The organism is Arthrobacter sp. TJ-270 (assembly GCF_058269075.1).
Genome location: NZ_JBZCNB010000002.1, coordinates 405,408 through 426,265, shown reverse-complemented (window position 1 = coordinate 426,265; position 20,858 = coordinate 405,408). Strand labels below are relative to the sequence as shown.

Sequence of the window (20,858 nt, the reverse complement as noted above, 5' to 3'; positions counted from 1 at the left end):
GGCTCCCACGCGGGCTCGGCACCGCGGAAGGCGGGACACGGCGCGGGAGTGTGACTCCCATCACTGTGGATTAATCCGCGGGCGGGTGCCAAGGCCTTGGGAGGGCACGTCGCTCAACGGGCATCGACGTGCGGTGAACGGTGCCCCGTTGCGACGAACGGTTGCATTTCGTCCCGGTGTTCGCGGTTAGTCTTGAGCCATGCTCAGCCCTGCCGTCGACGTCGCGCTTGTGGCCGCCGTCGTTACCATCACCCTTGCGGTAGTGGCGGTCCTGGGATTCAAGTTCTCGCGCTCCTACCGTGATCTCGGTTCCGACGCCGATCGCGCCACCTACGCCACACTGCATACGGCGGCCCTGGCATCGGAACACCTGCGAACGGGCCTGACGCCGAGCGGTGCTTCGAAAGCCGCGAGGCACCTGCGCGGCCTGCTGCGTTGCCAGGCGCTGCTGGTGACGGACGCCAACGGCGTCCTGGCGTGGGAGGGGACCGCGCCGGAGCCGCCGGAGGTAATGCTCGTTGCCCGGGAGGTACTGGCCAGCGGGCGCACACAGATCTTCAAGCAGTCAAAGCTGGCAAATGTGACAGGAGACAGGAACGGTCTGACCGAGGCTGTGGTTGCGCCGATCCGCGTGAACGGGCGGGTGGTCGGAACGGTCGGCGCGTTCGCGTCCTCGGTCAACGCAGGGCTCGTCCGGGCAACCAACGAGGTCGGCGCGTGGGTGGCCACCCAGGTGGAGCTGGCCGAACTGGACTCCTCCCGCACCCAGCTCATGGAAGCGGAGGTTCGGGCACTGCGCGCACAGATCAGCCCGCACTTCATCTACAACTCCCTGAACGCGATCGCTTCCTTCATCAACACCGATCCGGAGCGGGCGCGCGAACTCGTGGTGGAGTTCGCCGACTTCACCCGCTACTCCTTCCGCCGCCACGGTGACTTCACCACCGTGGCCGAGGAGCTCAGGTCCATCGACCGCTACCTGCTCCTCGAACGCGCGCGTTTCGGGGACCGGCTCAAGGTCAGCCTGCAGATCGGTCCGGAGGTACTCAGCACCGTCATCCCCTTCCTTAGCCTGCAGCCGCTGGTGGAGAACGCAGTGAGGCACGGCCTGGATTCTAAGGATGGAACCGGCAACATCACCATCACAGCACACGACGCCGGCGCGTACGCCGAAGTGACAGTTGAGGATGACGGCGTGGGCATGGACCCCGACCGCTTGCGCGCCGTGCTTGCCGGGCATGTGGACGGCGTCCATGTCGGATTGCGTAACGTCGATTCGAGGTTGCGGCAGGTTTACGGCGACGCCCACGGCCTCATCATCGACACGGCGCCCGGCGCCGGCACACTGATCACGCTGCGCATTCCCAAGTCACAGCCCGATCATCAGACCTGATCCGCACTGGACCCATACCCAACCACATGCACAGGAACGTGGCCGGCTGAACTTTCCGCGTAATCTGGGACCATGGTCAACGTGGTCATCGTCGACGATGAACTTCCGGCACTCGCAGAACTGGGCTTCCTGCTGTCCAAGGACGCCCGGGTCGACACCATCCACCAGGCATCGAGCGGCGCCGAGGCCCTGAGGATCCTGCAGAGCCACCCGATCGATGCGCTGTTCCTCGACATCCACATGCCGTCCCTGTCCGGCCTGGACATCGCAAGGGTCATCTCGCGCTTCAGCCGGCCTCCCGCCGTCGTCTTCGTCACCGCAGATGAAGACCGGGCGCTGGAGGCGTTCGAACTTCGCGCCGTCGACTATCTCCTGAAGCCGGTCCGCACCGAGAGGCTCACCGAGTCAGTGCGCCGCATCTGCGAACTGATGGAGGACGGCGCCACGACCCCGGAGGTCATCACTGTTGATCAGGGCGGCATCAGCAGGATGATCAGGCGCGACGAGGTCCGGTACGTCCAGGCCCAGGGCGACTACGCACGGCTCCACACCGCAGAGGCGAGTTACCTCATCCGGATTCCCCTGAATGACCTCGAACGGCAGTGGGCTGACGCCGGGTTCCTGCGTACTCACCGCTCCTACCTGGTGGCAATGGATCAGGTGACCCAGGTCAAGCTCGGAACGGGCAGGGCAAGCGTGCTGGTGGGTGACGCGGAACTGCCGGTGAGCCGGCGCCATCTGTCCGAGATCCGCGGCAAGCTTGAAGCCACGCGCCTGCGGCCCGGGCAGTAACACCATGTCAGAGCCTGAACCCGGCCCGGCACGGGTCCGTGTCACCGCACCCCAATCTGCAACGGGGCCGGCCGGAACCTATCCCGTCTCACGGGAAATGGCTGAGCAGTCCGACGTCGGGGAACTCTTCGTGCGCTCGCTCATCCGGTCCCAGCTGAGGCTGGCCGCGGTGGTGGCGTCCGGCTTCCTGGTGATTCTCGCCGGCATCCCTGTGCTGCTCAGTGTCTTCCCGGCGATCAACACGTGGACAATCGCAACTGTCCCCGTCCCCTGGCTCGTCCTCGGCCTGGGCATCTATCCGCTCGTGATCGGCTGCGCCGTTCTGTACGTGCGAAGCGCCGGACGCATCGAGCAGCGCTTCCGCGACCTGGTGGACGACCAGTGACGTTCCCCGAACTGAATCCGGTTGTCGGGTATGTGTCGCTGGTTCTCGTCGCGCTGTCCACCGTCCTGATCGGAATCTATGGGCTGCGGATCTCGCGCACCACCGGAGACTTCTATGTGGCCTCACGTACCGTGCGGCCCTGGTGGAACGCCTCTGCGATCGGCGGCGAATACCTCTCCGCCGCCAGCTTCCTCGGCGTGGCCGGGCTGATCCTGCTCTCGGGTGTGGACGCCCTCTGGTTCCCCATCGGCTACACCGCCGGATACCTCATGCTGCTCCTGTTCGTGGCCGCTCCCCTGCGGCGCTCCGGCGCGTACACCATCCCCGATTTCGCCGAGGCCCGCCTCGACTCGCGCAACGTCCGCCGGGTGACCAGCCTCCTCGTCATCGCGGTCGGCTGGCTCTACATCGTCCCGCAGCTTCACGGTGCAGCGCTGACGGTGCGCATCACCACCGGCCTGCCGTCCTGGGTGGGCTCGGTGGCCGTCGTCGTCGTTGTGTGTCTGAGCGTGATCACCGGCGGGATGCGCTCCATTACCTTCGTTCAGGCTTTCCAGTACTGGCTTAAGCTGACGGCACTTGCCGTTCCGGTGGTCTTCATCCTGATCCAACTGTCAGGCTCCGGAGAATCGCTGACGAACGACGGCGCCGTGTTCAGTTCCGGACTCGACGCCATGCCGGATGCCTCGCTGTACCAGAACTTCTCCCTGGTCATCGCGCTGCTCTTCGGTACCCTGGGCCTGCCGCACGTGCTCGTGCGCTTCTACACCAATCCCGACGGAGCATCGGCGCGCAGAACCACCCTCATTGTGCTGGGGCTGCTCTCCGTGTTTTACCTGTTTCCCACCCTCTACGGGGTGCTTGGCAGGATACACACGCCCGACCTGGCAGTGCAGGGAGCAGCCGATGCCACCGTACTGCTGCTGCCGAGCCGCATTTTCGACGGCCCTACCGGCGACGTGCTCTCGGCCTTCGTCACCGCCGGAGCGTTCGCTGCATTCCTTTCGACGTCCAGCGGCCTGATCGTCTCGCTCGCCGGCGTGGTGAGCCAGGACTTTTTCCGTGCGAGTGTGTCGGGGTTCCGCTGGGCGGCGGTTGTCTCGGCGCTCATTCCGCTGGGGTTTGCCCTGCTGACGGACACGCTCGCGCTGGCCGGCAGCGTGAGCATGGTGTTCGCGTTCACGGCGTCCACCATTTGCCCGCTGCTGGTGCTAGGCATCTGGTGGCGCGGGCTCACGGACGCCGGCGCAATGGCGGGCATGCTCTCCGGTGCAGTCCTGTGCGGCGGCTCAATCCTGCTGGCTGCCGTCCTGGGCGTCGATCAGGCGCCGCAGTGGCTTCGGCTGCCCGCCCTCTGGACGGTTCCGGCGGCATTCGCGATCACCATTGTGGTGTCACGCCTGACCGCCCGGCGCAGGCCGAAGAACACGTCGCGGGTGCTCGCGCGGCTGCATACGCCTGAGATTGCCTGAACGCCGGTACGCGAGACCTGATTAATCAATGGCTGCCATGAGCCCGACCACGCGGTCGAGGAAGGCATCCACCTGGGTTTCCTCGTAACCGTCCCGGCCGATGGCTTCCCGGAAAACCGCCCGGCGGACCACATCGACGCTGAGGGGCATGTCGTTCTCGAAATAGCCCAGCAGTTCGTTGCAGAGAGCATCCACATCTTCGATGTTGTAGCTGGTGGCATTCTTCCGCGACGGACGCCGGAAACGCTCACCCGGAGGTCGGTGCAGCCGGCCGCGAAGGACAGCCGAGATGCGTCCGATCTGCATGAGCCATGCCTGTTCGCCCTTCGCCTCGATGAGGGCGTTGCGCTCCCGCTGGGCGAAAACATCCTCCAGCCGGTCCAGCGCTGCGTCAACGGCCCGCGGTTCATACCCGCCACGGGCAGGATCGAAAGCCATGGTGCGGACGTCGGAGCTGGTGACCGGGTCGCCGTCAGCGCCGTCGGAGTTGTAGAAGGTACGGGCGCGGGTCAGGAACTTGTCGACCTGCCTGGCGTTGTAGCCATACTCGCGCCGGCCGACACGGGCAAACGGCGAGCTGCCGTTGCGTGCTCCATCCATGGTTGTGCGTTCTCTTTCCTAGTTCCGACGCGGTCAGACGCGGTCACGACGCACGGTCGTGCGGTTTTACAGTGCTCCGGGTAACAATGTAACGGACAGCAGGAAGGCAACCGGTGAGGCGAAAACGATCGAATCGAGGCGGTCCATCACACCCCCGTGCCCGGGCAGGAGACTGCTCATGTCCTTGACGCCGAGTTCACGCTTGATCATTGACTCGGCGAGGTCTCCGGCAGTGGCTGCGGCGACGACGGCAACCGCCAGGCAGATACCCACCCACCACGGCCGGTCCAGCAGGAACACCACCGCGAGGACGCCGACCACCATCGCTCCCCCGATCGACCCGCCGAAGCCCTCCCAGGACTTCTTCGGGCTGATGCGCGGCGCCATGGCGTGCTTACCGAAGAATGCGCCTATCAGGTAGCCGAAGGTGTCGTTCGATACCACGAGCAACAGCAGAGTGGCGACCTTTATCGCGCCCGAGGGCTCCTGAAGCAGCAGCATCGCAAAGCTGAGGAGGAACGGCACCCACAGGAGAACGAAGGTTCCCGCCATGATGCTTCGCGCGGCATCGGGCGCAGGGTCGAGGCTGCGCCACAATGCCAGTGCCGTTACGGATACCACCGTCGCGAAGGCCAGCGCCTCAGGGCCACCCAGGTAGGCGGCGAACGGAAGCGCGACGCCGGCTGCCACAGCGGGCACTGTGGGCACCTTGATCTGCCGGACCTCGAGCGCCCTGCCCACTTCCCAGACGCCGACGACGCCGATCATCGTGGTGAGCGCGACGAACGCGAGCGGCAGGAACAGCATCCCCACCAGCAGCGATACCAGCAACGCAACTCCGACGACGATGGCCGCGGGGAGATTCCGTCCCGCACGTGAGTTTTCTCCGGACTTGGCGCGCGCCGGACGGCGCTTGAACAGGCTGACTCCGCGGGTTTTCGCTGCCTCGCGCAGAGCACGCCTTTTAGGCAGGACGCCAGCGTCCGGTGAGCCGGCCGCCGCCTTGTGCGCAGCGTCAGCGGCAGGCGTGCGGCCAGCCTCGGTAGAAGGCTGGGGGTCGCTCATCAGACCTCGAGCAGCTCTGTTTCCTTGCGCTTGAGCATGTCGTCGATGGTGTCGGTGTGGGACTTCGTCCGTGCGTCCAGGTCCTTCTCGGCGCGGGCACCCTCGTCTTCGCCGGCGTCGCCGTCCTTGACCGCCTTGTCGATCCCGTCCTTCGCCTTGCGGCGGATGTTCCGGATCTGGATCTTGGCGTCCTCGGCCTTGCCGCGCACCAGCTTGACGTATTCCTTGCGCCGTTCCTCGGTCAGCTCGGGGAGGACCACGCGGATCACGTTTCCGTCATTGGACGGGTTCGCTCCAAGATCGGAGTCGCGCAGTGCCTTTTCGATGTCGCTGAGCGCGGACCGGTCAAACGGCGTGATGAGCAGCGTGCGGGCTTCCGGGTTCTGGAAGGAGGCCAGCTGCTGGAGAGGCGTGGGTGAACCGTAGTAGTTGACGACAACCTTCGAGAACAGGGACGGGTTGGCACGGCCGGTGCGGACGGTCGCGAAGTCTTCCTTCGCAGCCTCGACGGCCTTGTCCATTCGCTCGGTGGCCTCTGACATAGTCTCTTCGATCACGATTTCTCCTTTGGTTCGAAATCCGCTGCTTCTCCAGCGTCCGATTCAGTTGATAATCCTAGTTCACAGCCGGGGATACGCTGGGACCGTCCACGGGCGCGCGGCGGTCAGGCGGTGACGACCGTGCCGATCCGCTCGCCCATGATCGCGCTGGTGACGTTGCCCTCGCCCTCCATGCCAAAGACCACCATGGAGAGGTTGTTGTCCTTGCACATGGTCATCGCCGTCTGGTCCATTACCCGGATATCCTGCCTCAGCGCGTCGTCGTAGGACAGCGCGTCCAGCTTCTGGGCGCTGGGGTCCTTGCGCGGGTCGGCGGTGTAGACGCCGTCCACACCACTCTTGGCCATCAATACGACGTCGGCGCGGACTTCCAGAGCGCGTTGGGCGGCGACCGTGTCTGTGGAGAAGTACGGCAGGCCGGCGCCTGCACCGAAGATTACGACCCTGCCCTTCTCAAGGTGCCGGATCGCGCGCCGCGGGATATACGCTTCCGCTACCTGCCCCATGGTGATGGCGCTCTGCACGCGGGTCTCGACACCTGCCTGTTCGAGGAAATCCTGTAGCGCGAGGCAGTTCATCACGGTGCCGAGCATGCCCATGTAGTCCGCACGGGAACGGTCCATGCCGCTCTGGGAGAGTTCGGCGCCGCGGAAGAAGTTTCCGCCACCGACCACAATGGCAACTTCGACCTCACCGATGGTCGCGGCAATCTGTTTAGCGATCCCCCGCACCATCTCGGGGTCCACTCCAAGCTTTCCGCCGCCGAAGACTTCTCCGGAAAGCTTCAACAGCACGCGCCGTCTAGGGGATCCGCTCTGGTCAGCCTTATCGTATTTCTCCATGATGCCTCCAGGGGCTGTCGTGCGTGCGTTTGAATTGCTTGCTGCGCTGAATGCTCAATGCAGATCAGGTGGAACTCGCCTGCCTAAGCGTCTTCGCTTCGGCAGGCATATCTCGAATGAATGGATTGGGATCAGTCTTGCAGGTTCGGTGCAGGATGTGTCACCGGACATGACGGAGGGGCGGCCACCGTGGCGACCACCCCTCCATCATCTCAAAGAAACACGGACCCGCGAGGGCCCAACAACAACTGTTTAGGCACCCACCCGGAAGCGAGCGAACTCCTTAGGCTCCACTCCTGCTTCCTTCAGCACCTGCGCCACGGACTTCTTGGCGTCCTTGGCGAACGCCTGATCAACCAGTACGCCCTCCTTGAAGAAGCCGGTCAGGCGGCCCTCGACGATCTTGGACAGGGCGGCCTCGGGCTTGCCCTCTGCACGCGCTGTCTCGTCAGCGATGCGGCGCTCGGTCTCGACCAACTCTGCCGGAACGTCCTCACGGGTGAGGTAGGTCGGTGAGTAGGCCGCGATGTGAACGGCGACGTCGTGTGCAGCCTCAGCTGCCGCATCTCCGCTGCCTTCGACGGCGAAGAGCACGCCTACCTGTGCGGGGAGGTCCTTGGACGTCTTGTGCAGGTAGGCGTCAACGATTTCACCTTCGACACGTGCCACGCGGCGGATGTCCACCTTCTCGCCGAGCAGTGCACCGGCTTCGATGACGTGCTCCGAGACGGCCTTGCCGTCAACCGTGTGGGCAAGCAGCGACTCGACGTCGGACGCACCGGATTCGATGGCGGCAGCGAGCACCTTGTTGGCGAACTCGATGAACGGCCCGGCCTTGGCGACGAAGTCGGTTTCGCAGTTGACCTCGACCATGACGCCGACGTTGCCCTCGACCTTGGCGGCTACGAGGCCCTCGGCAGTCGAACGGCCTTCACGCTTGGTAGCACCCTTCAGGCCCTTGATGCGGATGAGCTCCATGGCCTTGTCGGCATCGCCGTTGGCCTCGTCGAGAGCCTTCTTCACGTCCATCATTCCGGCGCCGGTCCGTTCGCGGAGAGCCTTGATGTCAGCGGCAGTGTAGTTTGCCATTTGAACTCCTCAGATGTGGTTTCTCGTCAAAGATAATTTGCGTGAAAGTTCTCCGGATCCAGGCTCCGGCACAAGCGAAAGGGTGCGGGCTTTGACGTCCCGCACCCTTTCGTTGAAACTACTTGCTCTCGCCGGTTGCAGCTTCCTCGGCAGGAGCTTCAACAGCATCCGGGGCTTCGGCAGCGGGGGCTTCCTCGGCTGCAGGGGCTTCGGCAGCGGGGGCTTCCTCGGCTGCAGGAGCTTCGGCGGCCGGGGCTTCGGCAGCGGGAGCTTCCTCAGCGGGCGCGGCGCTACCCTCAAGCAGCTCACGCTCCCACTCAGCGAGCGGCTCTTCAGCTGCGGCGGCATCGTTACCGGAGGCGCGGTTGTTGCGGGCGATGAGGCCCTCGGCAACGGCGTCGGCAACAACGCGGGTCAGCAGGTTGACGGCGCGGATGGCGTCGTCGTTACCCGGGATCGGGAAGTCGACCTCATCGGGATCGCAGTTGGTGTCAAGGATAGCGACAACCGGGATGTTGAGCTTCTTGGCCTCGTCGATCGCGAGGTGCTCCTTCTTGGTGTCGACAACCCAGACGATGGACGGAGCCTTCGTGAGGTTGCGGATACCGCCCAGGTTGTTCTGCAGCTTGGTCAGCTCGCGCTGCAGCAGGAGGAGTTCCTTCTTGGTGTGGCCGGAACCGGCGACATCTTCGAAGTTGATTTCCTCAAGTTCCTTCATGCGCTGGATGCGCTTGGAAACGGTCTGGAAGTTGGTGAGCATGCCTCCCAGCCAGCGCTGGTTGACGTAGGGCTGTCCAACGCGGGTTGCCTGCTCGGCAATCGCTTCCTGGGCCTGCTTCTTGGTGCCGACAAACAGAACTGTTCCGCCGTGCGCGACCGTTGCCTTGATGAACTCGTAGGCGCGGTCGATGTAGGACAGCGACTGCTGCAGGTCAATGATGTAGATTCCGTTGCGCTCCGTGAAGATGAAGCGCTTCATCTTCGGGTTCCAGCGACGGGTCTGGTGGCCGAAGTGAACGCCGCTGTCGAGCAGCTGGCGCATGGTAACGACTGGCATGTCGTTCCTTTCGTAGGGCAGCACAGGCATTGCTGTGTTCTGCCGGTTTGACGGTTATTATCCCGCGGACGACGCGGGGTCCTGGCGTCCGTCAGCCGGGTGGCTCACTCCTCCATACCGGATTTCTCCGGACCGCTGGGGCAGTGTTCCCGGGACCTGCGCTCACTGCTGAAAGCTCAACGATGGGCTGCCCGCGAATCAGGACACGCGTAGTCAGTTCCCGACGCGCGGCACACCAATGAGAAACTTTATGGCACGACAGCATACGGAGAACTGCTTCACCAAGTGTACTACAGCCGGTAACCCTTCCTGACTGCCACTGGACGCCCCCATCCCCTGCTCCACATGCCACCGATATCGCTGATTGTGTCCACATGCGCGCACGACGACGGTCGCTCACCATCAACGCACAGCACAGTGAGGAGGTGACTGTTTTACACAACGCGCTCCAGCGACTGGCCATCGTGACCCTCCTGATTCCCCTGGGCCCGCCGGCGCCCGCCTCCTCAACGGCCGAGGGGCAGTGGGAGTGGCCCCTGCATGACACTCCGCCGGTGTTGAGGCATTTCGACCGGCCGCCGCAGCCGTGGATGGCCGGGCACCGCGGCGTTGATCTCGGCGCATCGGACGGCGTGATCCTCAGCCCCACCGATGGCAAAGTGGTGTTCGTCGGCACTGTGGTGGACCGGCCGGTGCTGACGATCGACCACGGCGACGGATTCCTGTCCAGCTTTGAACCGGTGACCGCTTCAGTTGCAGAACGAGAAATCGTGCAGGCCGGGCAGGAGGTCGGGCGCATCAGCACCGAACCTCACTGTCCCGGCCTGTGTGTGCACTGGGGCGTGCGGGACAACGGGGAGTACGTCAATCCGCTCCCCTTCGTCTCGGACCGGCGCCCGTCTGTCCTGCTTCCTCTAACGGAGCCGGGCGAACCGCAGACCTAGACGAAGGCGGCAATTCCCGTGATCGCGCGCCCCGTAACCAGCGAGTTGATTTCGTACGTTCCCTCGTAGGAATAGACGGCTTCGGCATCAGCGAAAATCTTGGCCATCTCATAATCGGTGACAATGCCGTTGCCGCCGAGGATGCTGCGCCCCAGTGCGACGGTTTCCCGCATGCGGGCGGTGGTAAATGCCTTGGCGAGGGCTGACTGCTCGTCGCGGGCACCGCCGTCGTCGGCCAACTGGGCAAGACGCACCATCATGCCGAGAGAGCTGACGGTGTTACCCAGCATCTCGACCAGTTGCTGCTGGATGAGCTGGAAGGACGCGAGTGGACGCCCGAACTGCTGGCGCTCCACTGCGTACCGGCGGGCGACATCAAACGCCGCCAACTGCTGCCCGACGGCCTGCCATGCAACTGAGAGACGGGTGATGCGCAGTACCTTGTTTGTATCCTTGAAGCTGTTGGCGCCGGTGAGCCGATAGTCGTCGCTGATCTGTAGGCCCTCCAGCAGAATGTCGGCGTTCTCAACCGTTCGCAGCGCCGTCTTGTTTTCGATCTTCGTAGCCTTGTAACCCGGAAGCGAGGTATCGACCATGAAACCTTTGACCTGGTTGTCGGCGACGTCACGGGCGTAGATGACTACCCAGTCAGAGAAGGTTGCGTTGCCGATCCAGCGCTTCGCGCCATTGAGGACCCAGCCGTCTCCGCTGCGCTCCGCCGTGGTCCGCGTACCGCCGGCAACATCCGAACCGCCCAGTGGTTCAGTGAGGCCGAAGGCGCCGATCTTCTTCATGGCGTAGATATCCGGGAGCCACTCCGCCTGCTGCTCGGGTGAGGCGAGCGTCTCGATGGAACCGGCAAACAGGCCGTCATGGACGCCCATGAACGTCGCGATGGAGGTATCCGCCCGGGTGAATTCGGCGTGGAGCAGGCCGGCGAAGAGATTCGAGTACCCGAGCCGCTTCACGGGAGAGACGATATCCAGCTCCGCGATCCGCGGGATCAGCTCTGTCGGGAATACTCCGGCGTTCCACCATCGTGATGCGTGCGGGCGCACCTCCTGGGCGAGCCATTCCCGGACCTCATGGAGCCGGTTGCGCTCCTCGGGGGCGAGCAACTGCTCGAAGAAGTAGAAGTCGCCGTCAGCGTACGGCAGAGTGTCAGCATCGAGAGCGGGTCCACCCATGAACGTTCCTCACCATCAGTCAGCCGACGCGCACCAGCGCCGGGACGGTCCGCGCCCTCGTGGCGCAACACACCTGACCGCTATGTTACCCGCCAGTAACTTCTAGTGCCAGCTGATTCGGTGACACAAAGAACCCCGGCCCTCCAGGACCGGGGTTCTTCGCTATCTGTAGGGCTGGTGGGGCTTGAACCCACGACAAACGGATTATGAGTCCGCTGCTCTAACCGGCTGAGCTACAGCCCCGCAGCACCGACAACTCATCGGCGCAACCTATTCTAGCCACGACTGCGGCAGTGAATTAGGCGGGCTAGACCGTTTCAGCCTCGTGGGACCGGCCGAGGTAAAGGTCCTCGAACGTCTTGAGGGTGGTTTCTATGCTGTGCTTCTCAACCATGGAGCGGCTCATCTTGCCCATCCGCTCTCGCTCGGACTCGGGCATGGAGGCGATCTCCGTGAGCCGTCGACCCAGTTCTGCGCTGTCGTGCGGCGTGAACAGATACCCGTTGGCGCCCTCTTCCACGAGGTGCGGCAGAGCCATTGCATTTGCGAGCAACACCGGCGTGGAAGCGGACATTGCCTCGAGGGTGACGAGCGATTGCAGTTCGGCGGTGCCGGGCTGGCAGAAGATGGTTGCCCGAAGGTACGTCTGACGAAGCTGCTCATCGTCAATGAGCCCGTGGAATTTCACGCGGTCTTGCAGCCCCAGCCGCTTTGCCTGGGCCTGCAGCGCGGGCTTCACCTCGCCGCCGCCCACGACCTCCAGATGCAGGTTCAGCTCCTTGGGCGTCTTCGCCACGGCGTCGATGAGCACGTCCACGTGCTTTTCTTCGGCGAGGCGCCCCACAAACAGGACGATCGGATAGTCGGGACGCTCAATCCGCTCCCCCGGCTTGGCCTCGTACGCCGCCGCATCGATGCCGTTCGACAGCGGCAGGACCTTGCGGAGGAAAGCGTGCTCGTGCATTGCCTTGGCGGCAAGCGGAGTGGGTGTGGTGACGACGTCGGCTTTTCCCATTACCCTGCCCATATCGCGCCACGAATTCTTCGCAACGATGTTTTTGAACCACTGGGGGAACGGCAGGAACGGGTTCAGGTTCTCCGGCATGAAGTGGTTGGTAGCGACCACACGGATGCCGCGCTTCACCGCCTCATAGAGCGCATACTCACCGACCATGTAGTGGCACTGGATATGCACGACGTCGGGCTGAACCCGGTCGAAGAGCATGCTGACATCGCGTTTGATCTCCCAGGGCAGGCAGATTCGCCAGTACTCGTGCGTGGGCACCGAGTGCGAGCGGAGACGGTGCACCGTCCACTCACCTCCCGGCTCGGTGAAGCTCTTCCCATTGTTGGGGTTCGCAGCCAGGACGTGGACGTTGTGACCGCGTGCGGTCATGCCCTTGGCCAGCCGGTATCCGAACTGGGCTGCCCCGTTCACGTGCGGCGGGTAAGTATCCGCGGCGATGAGGATGGTCAGCGGCGCATCTACTGCCGTATCAGTCACGAAGTAGTCCTCGGGTTGGCAACGGTGGGAGAAGTCACCGGCGTTACCGCCGTCGTGCTTCTTTCTGGCGCTTGACCACATCCGGATGGTGGCGCGACAGGGCTATTACTCCAACAATAGCAACGATGGCGGCCGCACCCATGGCAATTGCGATCACTGATTCAACGTGTGGCTGAAGTTCTCCCAGCACGACTATGCCGACGGCGATTCCCACGATCGGATCGATTACCGTCAGGCCTGCGATCACGAGGTCCGGCGGGCCTGTTGCGTAGGCGCTCTGCACGAACCAGGAGCCAAGTCCTGCTGCAGCGATGATCGCGATCACGCTGTAGAGGGGGACATTCAGGAAGAACCGGCCGTTCGGATCGAGCAGGTGCGTGGCGATGATCTTGATCAGCACGGCTACGAAACCGAAGAGCACTCCGGCACCGAGAATGTAGGCGAACGCACTGAGCCGCCGTTTGAAGAAGGCCGCGAGGGTGCCGAACAGTGCGACGGCGATGCTCAGCAGCAGGACCGCGGTGAGTTCCTGGTCGGGCAGGACGACGTGGTTCTTGCGCGTCACGTTGAGTGCCAGCAGCACGAACAATGCGCTGCCGGTGACGCACAGGGAAATCGCGACGACGGTGGCCCGGTTGATGCGGACGCCCTGGTCCCTGGAGTTCACGATTGTGGTGATGACCAGCGCGATAGCCCCGATAGGCTGCACGACGGTGAGGCTGGCCAGACTGAGCGCGATGACGTTGCAGACGATTCCGGCGCCGAGCAGGATCAGCCCGAGGATCCACCGCGGATTGCGCAGCAATCGCATGAACCCGGTGGAGTTCAGTGACAGGCCACCGGTGTTTGAGCGCACAGCGCTGCCTTGGCGCTGGGCGCCGTATGCGAGGAAGCATGCGCCGAGCAGCGCCAGGAGGACCGCTACCCAGGCCATGTGCCTGCTCTCATCATGGGGTGCGCTCCTGCCGGTACAAGCGGTGGGCCGCGATGAAGTACCCGAAGAACGCGATGAGGTGACCGATGCACCCAAGGATCAGCAGCGTGCTGGACGTGATCGCCAGCCACTGTTGGTCGAATCCCTCGACCCGTTGCAGGAGCAGAAGCGGCGCTCCGACGAGCAGCAGCGCGGTCCGGATCTTGCCGATGGTTGACACCGGCAGGGACAAACGTCCGCGGAAGAGGATCAGCGCATTGATGATGAGGATGACGTCGGGGATCACAATGGCCAACACCAGCCAGATGGGCGCAACCCCGTCCACTACGAAGGTCACGGCAACGACGATCAGTGCAGTCCGGTCCGCCAGCGGATCCAACCACTTGCCGATCGGGGAGACCTGGCCCAACCGGCGGGCCACGTAGCCGTCAATCCAATCCGTAGAGCCGAGCAGCACCAGGGTGATCACAGCGGCGGCATACTGGCTCTGCACGATGAACAGTACGAAGAGTGGGACTCCGAGGAACCGGACCACAGTGATGATGTTGGGCACGGTCCAGAAAGTGTTCAACTCGGCAGGAGTCCGCCCAGGCTTTCCCCCGGCGCCAATTAGTCTGATCACTGTCCCTCCGCTCCCATTATGCAGGCAGGGTTGCATTTACCCGGCAGCGGACGGCGCGCCCCAAACGGGGGTGCGACGCTTATTTTTCGACGAGCCGACGCACCATCACAGCGATTGCAGCGGCGGAAGCGGCGACGACGCTGAGCGGCTTCCACCGGTCGGCGAGGGTCTGATTGTATCGCGGGTTGTGGCGCACCGGAACGTGGGCAGCCCGCGGGGAGCTGCTCTGGATGCGCTTGGCATCGCGGGCGGACTTTACCTGTACCGCTGCGGTACGTGCCCGTGAGGTGGTGCGGGTGAACTGCGACTTGAAGTCCAGTTCGCGGCCGAGATGATCGCGCGTTTCGGCGATGTGGTCGCGGCGGCGTCCGGAGCGGCTGCGCAGCTCGGTGTACGACGGCGTTGGCGGCTTGGGCTCCCCGGTCTCCTTGTGCTTGGCCTTCTTTTCCTCTGCGGACTTCTTGACGTCGAGCGTTGCCGGGTTGAACCTGCGGCCTTCCTTGAGCACCCCGATGTCATACCTGACGCCGCGAATGGCGTCCTCGGGCAGGAGCGGCAGTGCCTTCTTGAACCTGGAGTAGCCCATCAGACCCGCGATCACCGCAATGATGAGGAACAGCGCAGCGAAACACAACGCGGCGAGCCAGGCGGGCATGATCGTTGCAAGGCCCATGATTGCCGCAACGATGAGGGCAACAGCCAGGAAAGCAAGAAAAACAAGCGCTACAGCGAAGAAAGCCGCTGCAACGCCTGCCGTGATGCCCTTTTGCTTGAGCTGCTCGCGGGCTAGTGAGACTTCATCGCCGAACTGACGCGGGGTCAGCCGCAACAGCAATCTGATGAGGCCGATTACCGACGGCGAACCGCTGGACCGATTTACCCGCGTGCTCGTCTTTACCCGCGTGCTCGTCGAGCTCTCCATATGCCCTGCTCCCATTCGTTCATCCTGCGCAACTGTCCCAAAATTACCACCGACGCATATTTCTCGCCTGCACGGGCGTCAAACGCCTCTTTCAGCGGGCACCAGTTCATCCCGGTCCTCCAGTTCACGGCCCGCGTATTCCTCGAGGTGCGTCTTGACGAACCAGAAGGAGACGACGGCGAAGACGGTGAAGACCGCATACATGATCCACACGCCAAGGTTCTCGCTGACCCACATGAATGCGAGCGTCACGATGAAGTTGAAGATCCAGTTCACCATGGTGGCCACGCCGAGGGCGATGGAACGCACCTTGTTCGGGAACATTTCTCCGAGCGTCACCCACATCACCGGCCCCCAGGTCGCCGCGAAGAAATGACGAAGACGTTGGCGCCGATCAGGGCTACGGGTCCCCAAAGCCCCGGCAGTACGACGTCTTCTCCGGTGGCCATCTGCTGCAGGGCTGCGACCACCATGCCCACCCAGAGTATGGGCTGCAGGCCGAGGACCGACCCCCGGAGATCCCGGAGGTTCGTCGTTTCCTCCATCCTGAGGGTCGAACGGATCTCCGCCAGCTTGGCTGAAGTGTCCCTGATACCGGTGACGCGCAACAGCACGTGGGCGGCTGCTGGATGGAGGCCAGGCCGCCGCGCCACTTCGCAGGGGCGATCTCGGCGATGTAGCCCGGTGCGATGACGGATGCGATACCGATCGCAACGCCACCGATGAGACGCCAGAGCATCAAGTCCCACTCGCTGACCGCGAAGCGTGAACCGAGCGAGTTGACCAGGAAGATGATTGCAGCGCCGAACATGACGCGCTTGCGGCCGAGACGGTCCGCGAGTCCTCCGGCGGACCAGGCGCCGGCTGCTCAGCCGAGCAGGGTGATTGCGACGGTGAATCCCAGGACCGCTTCGCCGAGGCCGAAGTTTTCCTGGACGGCGTCGACCGCGCCGTTGACAACAGCGGTATCAAAGCCGAACAGGAGTCCGCCCACGGCGGCAGCGACGCTGACGCCGATGACCTTCCCCATGTGCGGTTGTACCGTACCCGAAGGCTCGCTGTGCTTCCGGTCCTCGACTCTCACGTGGCTTTCTCCTGACCCTTCGACTACCCCGTTCGCCCTCCAAGGCGCATTTCACCCTACGGCGAACCCCGAGCCTGCTAAGCACGCCTGGAGCAGCCTACTGCTGTCACAAGGGCTTACGAACGTGTTGCGCGGGCTCTAAGATAGGATTGATTCGCCGTGGCAACCACCCTGCTGTGTTCGACGGCGCTCCAAATTTCCCGCCTGCAGCGTCGCAGTGTGTTTTCCCCGCATCCGCACACGCGCCAGTTAGGTATCTGTTGAGCATCATCACGCATCCCGGTGACGCCCTCACCCGGCGACAGAAGCTGATTTACGTTGTCATACTTGGCACCCTGACCGCCCTCGGCCCCTTCACTATCGACCTGTACCTGCCCGCGTTCCCTGCGCTGCAGGATGACCTCGGCGTCTCTGAAGCGGCTGTGCAGCTCACTCTGACCGGGACAATCGTGGGGTTCGCAGCGGGCCAGCTGCTCGTGGGGCCGTTGAGCGACAAGGTGGGCCGGCGGCTTCCGCTGATCATTGCTACCGCCCTGCACGTCGTTGCCTCCCTTGGTGCGGCACTGTCCACGGATATCGGCATGCTCATGATCTTCCGGGTGCTGCAGGGCGTCGGCGCCGCCGGTGGCGGCGTCGTGGCCATGGCAATGATCCGTGATCTCTTCAGCGGCTACCCGCTGGTCCGCATGCTCTCCTATATGGCGCTGGTGAACGGCATGGCGCCCATCTTTGCGCCGGTGATCGGATCCCAATTGCTGGTCGTCATGCCCTGGCCCGGGATCTTCTGGTTCCTCGCCGCGTACGGGTTCCTGGTGATCCTCGCCGTCACGCTGTTCATCATCGAGACGCTTCCTGCGGACCGGCGGAAGGCGTCGTCGTCCACGGCGCTTCAGCGGTACCGGGCGGTTCTGACCGACCGGATCTTCATCGGGATCCTGCTGGTCGGCGGCATGAACTTTGCGGGCCTGTTCTCCTACCTTTCAGCGTCCCCGTTCCTGTTCCAGGACGTGTACGGACTCGATCCGCAACAGTACGGACTGCTTTTCGCTGTGAACTCGCTGGGCATTGTCGCGGCCGTCCAGACCAGTGCACGCATTGTCCGAAGGGTGGGTCCACAGTGGATCATTGCCTGCTCCACAGTAGCGATGCTCGCGATGGCTATGCTGATGATCCTTTTCGACTACCTGGAGCTGGGTTTCTGGGGCACAGCTGTTCCGCTCTGGTTCTACATCGCGGCGGCGGGCTTCACCTTCCCGTGCGTGCAGGTGCTCGCACTCGCCAACCACGGCGCCCAGGCCGGCACCGCGGCGTCGCTCCTTGGAGCGACGACCTTCGGGCTCGCCGGTGTCATCTCACCCATTGTCGGTGTCCTCGGCATTGCTTCAGCGACACCCATGGCTGCGGTCATGGCGGCGTGCATCGCCCTTGGAATCGTGTTTCTCTGGACAATCGTCCGGCCACGCACCGTCCCCGCCCTGGGCTAGCTGGGGATCCCGGTGCAAGCTGCCCTGCGGCTGTCACCGCTCCTGGCTCGCGCGCTCTGCCGTTCGCGTGATGTTGCGGGCCATTGAAGCGAAGACCACGCCGTGGAACGGCAGCACACTGAGCCAGTAGAGCCTGCCGGCCAGGCCGCGGGGGAAGAAGACGGCGCGCTGGCGGTATTCGCTGGCGCCGCCGTCGGGCACTACCGACAGCTCAAGCCATGCCCGCCCGGGAAGCTTCATCTCAGCCCGCAGGCGCAGCTTTTCGCCGCGCACCAACTCCTCGACCCGCCAGAAGTCCAGGGCCTCTCCCGCCATTAAATCCGAGGAGTGCCTGCGTCCGCGGCGCAGACCGACCCCGCCCGCAACCTTGTCCAGCCAGCCGCGCGCGGCCCAGGCGACGGGCCAGGAGTACCACCCGTTTTCCCCGCCGATGCCCTCGATCACCTTCCAGACAGCTGGGGCAGGTGCGCTTGAGTGGAGCGTGCGCTCGTCCTTGAAGACGGTATGGCCGGCCCACTGCGGGTCCGAGGGGAGCGGGTCGGCAACCGCGTCGCGCAGTGAAGCACCCGCCCAGCTCGTCTCCACCTCCCCGGCACTCATCTTGTTGAGGGCAAGGTCGACGGCGCTGCTGTAGTCCGTGAGGCCGACTTCCGGTTGCGGCAGGTAGTCGTGAATGTCCGCTTCGGCGGTGATGGCGTCGTGCTGGAGGGATTCGATCAACGGCATCGCCATGGCCCGGGGAATAGGGGTAACGAGATTCACCCAGTGTCCGGCCAGGCGCGGGGTGAGGACGGGCAGTGCGAGGACGGTCCGCCGGGGCAAGCCCGCCGCTTCTGCGTAGCGCTTCATCATGTCCGCGTAGGTCAGCACGTCACCCGAGCCGATGTCGAAGGTGCGGTTAAGCCCTTCCGGAAGGTCCAGTGCGCCGAGCAGGTAGTGGATGACGTCGCGTACGGCGATGGGTTCGATGCGGTTCAGCACCCACTTCGGCGCCGGCATCACCGGGAGAACGTCGGCCAGATGCCGGATCATTTCGAACGACGCGGAGCCGGAGCCGATCACAACGCCGGCCTGGAAGGCAACCGTGGGGACTCCGGAGGCCAGCAGCGCGTCCCCGACCGCAACGCGGGAGCGCATGTGGGTCGAGAGCCTGACACCTTGCGGGTGCAGGCCGCCCAGGTAGACGATGCGGCGGACGGAAGCCTGCGCGGCAGCCCCGGCGACGGTCGCGACAATCTGCGACTCGCGCTCGTCAAACCCACGACCGGATCCCATGGAGTGAACGAGGTAGTACAGCGTGGAAACGCCCTCACAGGCGCGGTTCATGGTTTCAGCGTCCTGGAGGTCTCCTTCAATGACCTCGACCTGTGCGGCCCAGGGCACGTCCCTCAGCTTCTGCGGCGACCGCACCACAACGCGGACCCGTCGGCCTTCCTCCACCAACCGCGACACCAGGCGGCCTCCGATGTAACCGGTGGCGCCCGTAACAAGGACAAGTTCATCTGAACGCATGGGGCAAGAGTAGTGCTCTAGCCTGAACGACCAATGGGAGCTGCAGGAGCGACGTTCTCGGGTGCGCGGAAAGACGGGCAGTCTCCTCGAGCGTCAGCGGCTTCCGGCGTCTGCGAAAGATCGAGCTCCGGGTACCCGTGCGGCGCCCGGGAACTGGAACAGAACGCGTAATGGGGTCCGCATGAGGAAGTCATACGCGACGAGCGACCCGGCAGTAAGCATGACAGTGAGCGCGGGAACGGCAATGGCGTTCAGGACGGGAAGGGATTGGCTCAGGACCTCCTGACCGCCGCCTGTCCAAATGAATGCTCCTCCGATGAGACCTAGCAGGACGGGGTGGATCAGGTAAATGGGCAGCGTTCTCGCCGCGATATACCTTGCGGCAGTGCGGACTGCAGGATAGCGGGTTGCCCAAGTAGACAAAGTTATTGCGCAGATGAGTCCGGTGATCGTGATCGTGATACTCAACGGAAGTTCAGTGTCACGCACGTAGATGAGGTAGGCAAGCGCGGCATAGATAGCCGCCGCCCCCAGCATCAACCGAGAGGAGCCGGCATCGGCTATCCGTTTGATCGTCGTTCCCGCGAAGCATCCGAGGAAATACCACAGCGCAAAGTTGGCCAGACGCACAATATTCACCGCCAGCTCATCAGGCACGAAACCCGGAATATAATCACCGATCGCTGACTGCACACTGAGCAGGATCAGTGCGCCGAGGGTGGCAAGCGGGGCGACCGGGCGAAGCGCTTTGGCGAGCACGAAGAAAACTACCAGGACAGGCAGGAACCAGTACGCCGTACCTCCCTGCGGTATGGTCGCGAGGCTGTACTTGGTATACCCAAAGGGGTCGTCAGGCTGGTACCCGAACCCCACGACGCCGGCGAAGATGACACTCCATAGGAGGTAGGGCCAGAGAATGTCGGCGAAACGGGAACGCCAGGACGCCTTCCAGGACCGGAGAATTGCGCCGGAGGCCAGCATCCCCGCTACGAGGAAGAACAGGGGCATCCGGATGGGGAGCAGCATCTGGCAGGCCTCTCTCCAGGCGGCCAGTGCGAAGCTGTCCGTTCCGGGGAACAGGAAATTGACCCCGGTGATACTGACGTGATAGAGCACAACAAGCACAATCGCTACAGCTTTGGCGAAATCAACCCAGTGCACCCGCTCGCGCCCTGTAACGAGCGGCGCTGCCGGCCGGCTTGGGCGTTGCGTCACGTGAGATCCTCCCCCTAGGAACATGAGAAAGGCTCCTGACCTACGAAACCGCAGGTCAGGAGCCTATTTGCTCCCCCGACTGGACTTGAACCAGTAACCCTTCGATTAACAGTCGAATGCTCTGCCAATTGAGCTACGGGGGAAAGCAGCAGGAACAACTTTACATAGGAAAAGCGGGGAAGTGAAATTGAGCGG

The 20,858-nt window shown here is 63.7% G+C and carries 22 protein-coding genes, 2 tRNA genes and 1 pseudogene; 6 read left to right on the top strand and 19 right to left on the bottom strand.

All coding sequences use genetic code 11. The features are described 5' to 3' along the window. Nucleotides 1-199: 199 nt before the first annotated feature. The 4 genes from AC4D2M_RS06655 to AC4D2M_RS06640 all read left to right on the top strand — a co-directional run bounded on the left by AC4D2M_RS06655 (nt 200) and on the right by AC4D2M_RS06640 (nt 4,042). Nucleotides 200-1,393: a sensor histidine kinase gene (locus tag AC4D2M_RS06655; protein WP_490890816.1), complete on the top strand. Its 1,194-nt coding sequence runs from the start codon at nt 200-202 to the stop codon at nt 1,391-1,393. Between the two features lie 72 nt (nt 1,394-1,465). Then, nucleotides 1,466-2,185, top strand: coding sequence for a LytR/AlgR family response regulator transcription factor (locus AC4D2M_RS06650; RefSeq protein ID WP_490890815.1), 720 nt, complete (start codon nt 1,466-1,468; stop codon nt 2,183-2,185). A 4-nt stretch (nt 2,186-2,189) separates the two neighbouring features. Next, complete coding sequence (locus tag AC4D2M_RS06645) at nt 2,190-2,570, top strand: DUF485 domain-containing protein (RefSeq protein ID WP_490890814.1); 381 nt, start codon at nt 2,190-2,192, stop codon at nt 2,568-2,570. Between the two features lie 11 nt (nt 2,571-2,581). Then, nucleotides 2,582-4,042, top strand: a complete 1,461-nt coding sequence (locus AC4D2M_RS06640; RefSeq protein ID WP_490890947.1) for a sodium/solute symporter — start codon at nt 2,582-2,584, stop codon at nt 4,040-4,042. A gap of 21 nt (nt 4,043-4,063) precedes the next feature. Here the strand turns inward: AC4D2M_RS06640 and AC4D2M_RS06635 are convergent, their stop codons facing one another. The 6 genes from AC4D2M_RS06635 to rpsB all read right to left on the bottom strand — a co-directional run bounded on the left by AC4D2M_RS06635 (nt 4,064) and on the right by rpsB (nt 9,255). Next, nucleotides 4,064-4,642 (bottom strand): DivIVA domain-containing protein, encoded by a 579-nt coding sequence (locus AC4D2M_RS06635; protein WP_490890813.1) that lies wholly within the window; start codon nt 4,640-4,642, stop codon nt 4,064-4,066. A 66-nt stretch (nt 4,643-4,708) separates the two neighbouring features. Continuing rightward, nucleotides 4,709-5,707, bottom strand: coding sequence for a phosphatidate cytidylyltransferase (locus AC4D2M_RS06630; RefSeq protein WP_490890812.1), 999 nt, complete (start codon nt 5,705-5,707; stop codon nt 4,709-4,711). Further along, complete coding sequence (frr, locus tag AC4D2M_RS06625) at nt 5,707-6,264, bottom strand: ribosome recycling factor (RefSeq protein ID WP_490890811.1); 558 nt, start codon at nt 6,262-6,264, stop codon at nt 5,707-5,709. The genes AC4D2M_RS06630 and frr overlap by 1 nt, the downstream gene beginning before the upstream one ends. Before the next feature lie 107 nt (nt 6,265-6,371). Then, on the bottom strand, nt 6,372-7,109 hold the full coding sequence (gene pyrH / locus AC4D2M_RS06620) for a UMP kinase (protein WP_490890810.1): 738 nt from the start codon (nt 7,107-7,109) through the stop codon (nt 6,372-6,374). Between the two features lie 252 nt (nt 7,110-7,361). Then, on the bottom strand, nt 7,362-8,198 hold the full coding sequence (gene tsf, locus AC4D2M_RS06615) for a translation elongation factor Ts (RefSeq protein ID WP_490890809.1): 837 nt from the start codon (nt 8,196-8,198) through the stop codon (nt 7,362-7,364). A 118-nt stretch (nt 8,199-8,316) separates the two neighbouring features. Beyond that, nucleotides 8,317-9,255, bottom strand: a complete 939-nt coding sequence (gene rpsB, locus AC4D2M_RS06610; RefSeq protein ID WP_490890808.1) for a 30S ribosomal protein S2 — start codon at nt 9,253-9,255, stop codon at nt 8,317-8,319. A 374-nt stretch (nt 9,256-9,629) separates the two neighbouring features. On the opposite strand from rpsB, the gene AC4D2M_RS06605 reads away from it, so the two are divergent. Beyond that, on the top strand, nt 9,630-10,199 hold the full coding sequence (locus AC4D2M_RS06605; RefSeq protein WP_490890807.1) for a M23 family metallopeptidase: 570 nt from the start codon (nt 9,630-9,632) through the stop codon (nt 10,197-10,199). Here AC4D2M_RS06605 and AC4D2M_RS06600 read toward each other — a convergent pair. The 10 genes and pseudogenes from AC4D2M_RS06600 to AC4D2M_RS06555 form a co-directional block, all read right to left on the bottom strand. Then, nucleotides 10,196-11,386 (bottom strand): acyl-CoA dehydrogenase family protein, encoded by a 1,191-nt coding sequence (locus tag AC4D2M_RS06600; protein ID WP_490890806.1) that lies wholly within the window; start codon nt 11,384-11,386, stop codon nt 10,196-10,198. The genes AC4D2M_RS06605 and AC4D2M_RS06600 overlap by 4 nt on opposite strands. A 169-nt stretch (nt 11,387-11,555) precedes the next feature. Then, nucleotides 11,556-11,629 (bottom strand) — tRNA-Ile (locus AC4D2M_RS06595). 64 nt (nt 11,630-11,693) lie between these two features. Beyond that, nucleotides 11,694-12,890, bottom strand: a complete 1,197-nt coding sequence (locus AC4D2M_RS06590; protein ID WP_490890805.1) for a glycosyltransferase — start codon at nt 12,888-12,890, stop codon at nt 11,694-11,696. Between the two features lie 43 nt (nt 12,891-12,933). Next, nucleotides 12,934-13,824 carry a DMT family transporter gene (locus tag AC4D2M_RS06585; RefSeq protein ID WP_490890804.1) on the bottom strand — a complete coding sequence of 297 codons (891 nt, stop codon included), beginning with the start codon at nt 13,822-13,824 and terminating at the stop codon, nt 12,934-12,936. 13 nt (nt 13,825-13,837) lie between these two features. Further along, a complete protein-coding gene (locus tag AC4D2M_RS06580; protein ID WP_490890803.1) occupies nt 13,838-14,377 on the bottom strand; it encodes a CDP-alcohol phosphatidyltransferase family protein in 540 nt (179 codons plus the stop codon). 148 nt (nt 14,378-14,525) lie between these two features. Further along, nucleotides 14,526-15,383 carry a phage holin family protein gene (locus AC4D2M_RS06575; protein ID WP_490890802.1) on the bottom strand — a complete coding sequence of 286 codons (858 nt, stop codon included), beginning with the start codon at nt 15,381-15,383 and terminating at the stop codon, nt 14,526-14,528. Between the two features lie 63 nt (nt 15,384-15,446). Then, nucleotides 15,447-15,692, bottom strand: a complete 246-nt coding sequence (locus AC4D2M_RS06570; RefSeq protein ID WP_490890801.1) for an MFS transporter — start codon at nt 15,690-15,692, stop codon at nt 15,447-15,449. 20 nt (nt 15,693-15,712) lie between these two features. Next, nucleotides 15,713-16,021 carry a hypothetical protein gene (locus AC4D2M_RS06565; RefSeq protein ID WP_490890954.1) on the bottom strand — a complete coding sequence of 103 codons (309 nt, stop codon included), beginning with the start codon at nt 16,019-16,021 and terminating at the stop codon, nt 15,713-15,715. Between the two features lie 29 nt (nt 16,022-16,050). Continuing rightward, nucleotides 16,051-16,179, bottom strand: a pseudogene (locus tag AC4D2M_RS06560) (hypothetical protein); the annotation flags it as partial. A gap of 57 nt (nt 16,180-16,236) precedes the next feature. Continuing rightward, nucleotides 16,237-16,452 carry a hypothetical protein gene (locus AC4D2M_RS06555; RefSeq protein ID WP_490890800.1) on the bottom strand — a complete coding sequence of 72 codons (216 nt, stop codon included), beginning with the start codon at nt 16,450-16,452 and terminating at the stop codon, nt 16,237-16,239. A 260-nt stretch (nt 16,453-16,712) separates the two neighbouring features. Between AC4D2M_RS06555 and AC4D2M_RS06550 the strand changes: the two genes are divergently transcribed. Next, entirely contained in the window at nt 16,713-17,936 is a 1,224-nt protein-coding gene (locus AC4D2M_RS06550) for a multidrug effflux MFS transporter (protein ID WP_490890799.1), read from the top strand. A gap of 33 nt (nt 17,937-17,969) precedes the next feature. On the opposite strand, the gene AC4D2M_RS06545 is transcribed toward AC4D2M_RS06550, so the two are convergent. The 3 genes from AC4D2M_RS06545 to AC4D2M_RS06535 all read right to left on the bottom strand — a co-directional run bounded on the left by AC4D2M_RS06545 (nt 17,970) and on the right by AC4D2M_RS06535 (nt 20,806). Beyond that, a complete protein-coding gene (locus AC4D2M_RS06545; protein WP_490890798.1) occupies nt 17,970-19,448 on the bottom strand; it encodes an SDR family oxidoreductase in 1,479 nt (492 codons plus the stop codon). A gap of 93 nt (nt 19,449-19,541) precedes the next feature. After that, nucleotides 19,542-20,663, bottom strand: a complete 1,122-nt coding sequence (locus tag AC4D2M_RS06540) for an acyltransferase family protein (protein ID WP_490890797.1) — start codon at nt 20,661-20,663, stop codon at nt 19,542-19,544. A gap of 70 nt (nt 20,664-20,733) precedes the next feature. Beyond that, nucleotides 20,734-20,806 (bottom strand) — tRNA-Asn (locus tag AC4D2M_RS06535). Between the last annotated feature and the right edge of the window lie 52 nt (nt 20,807-20,858).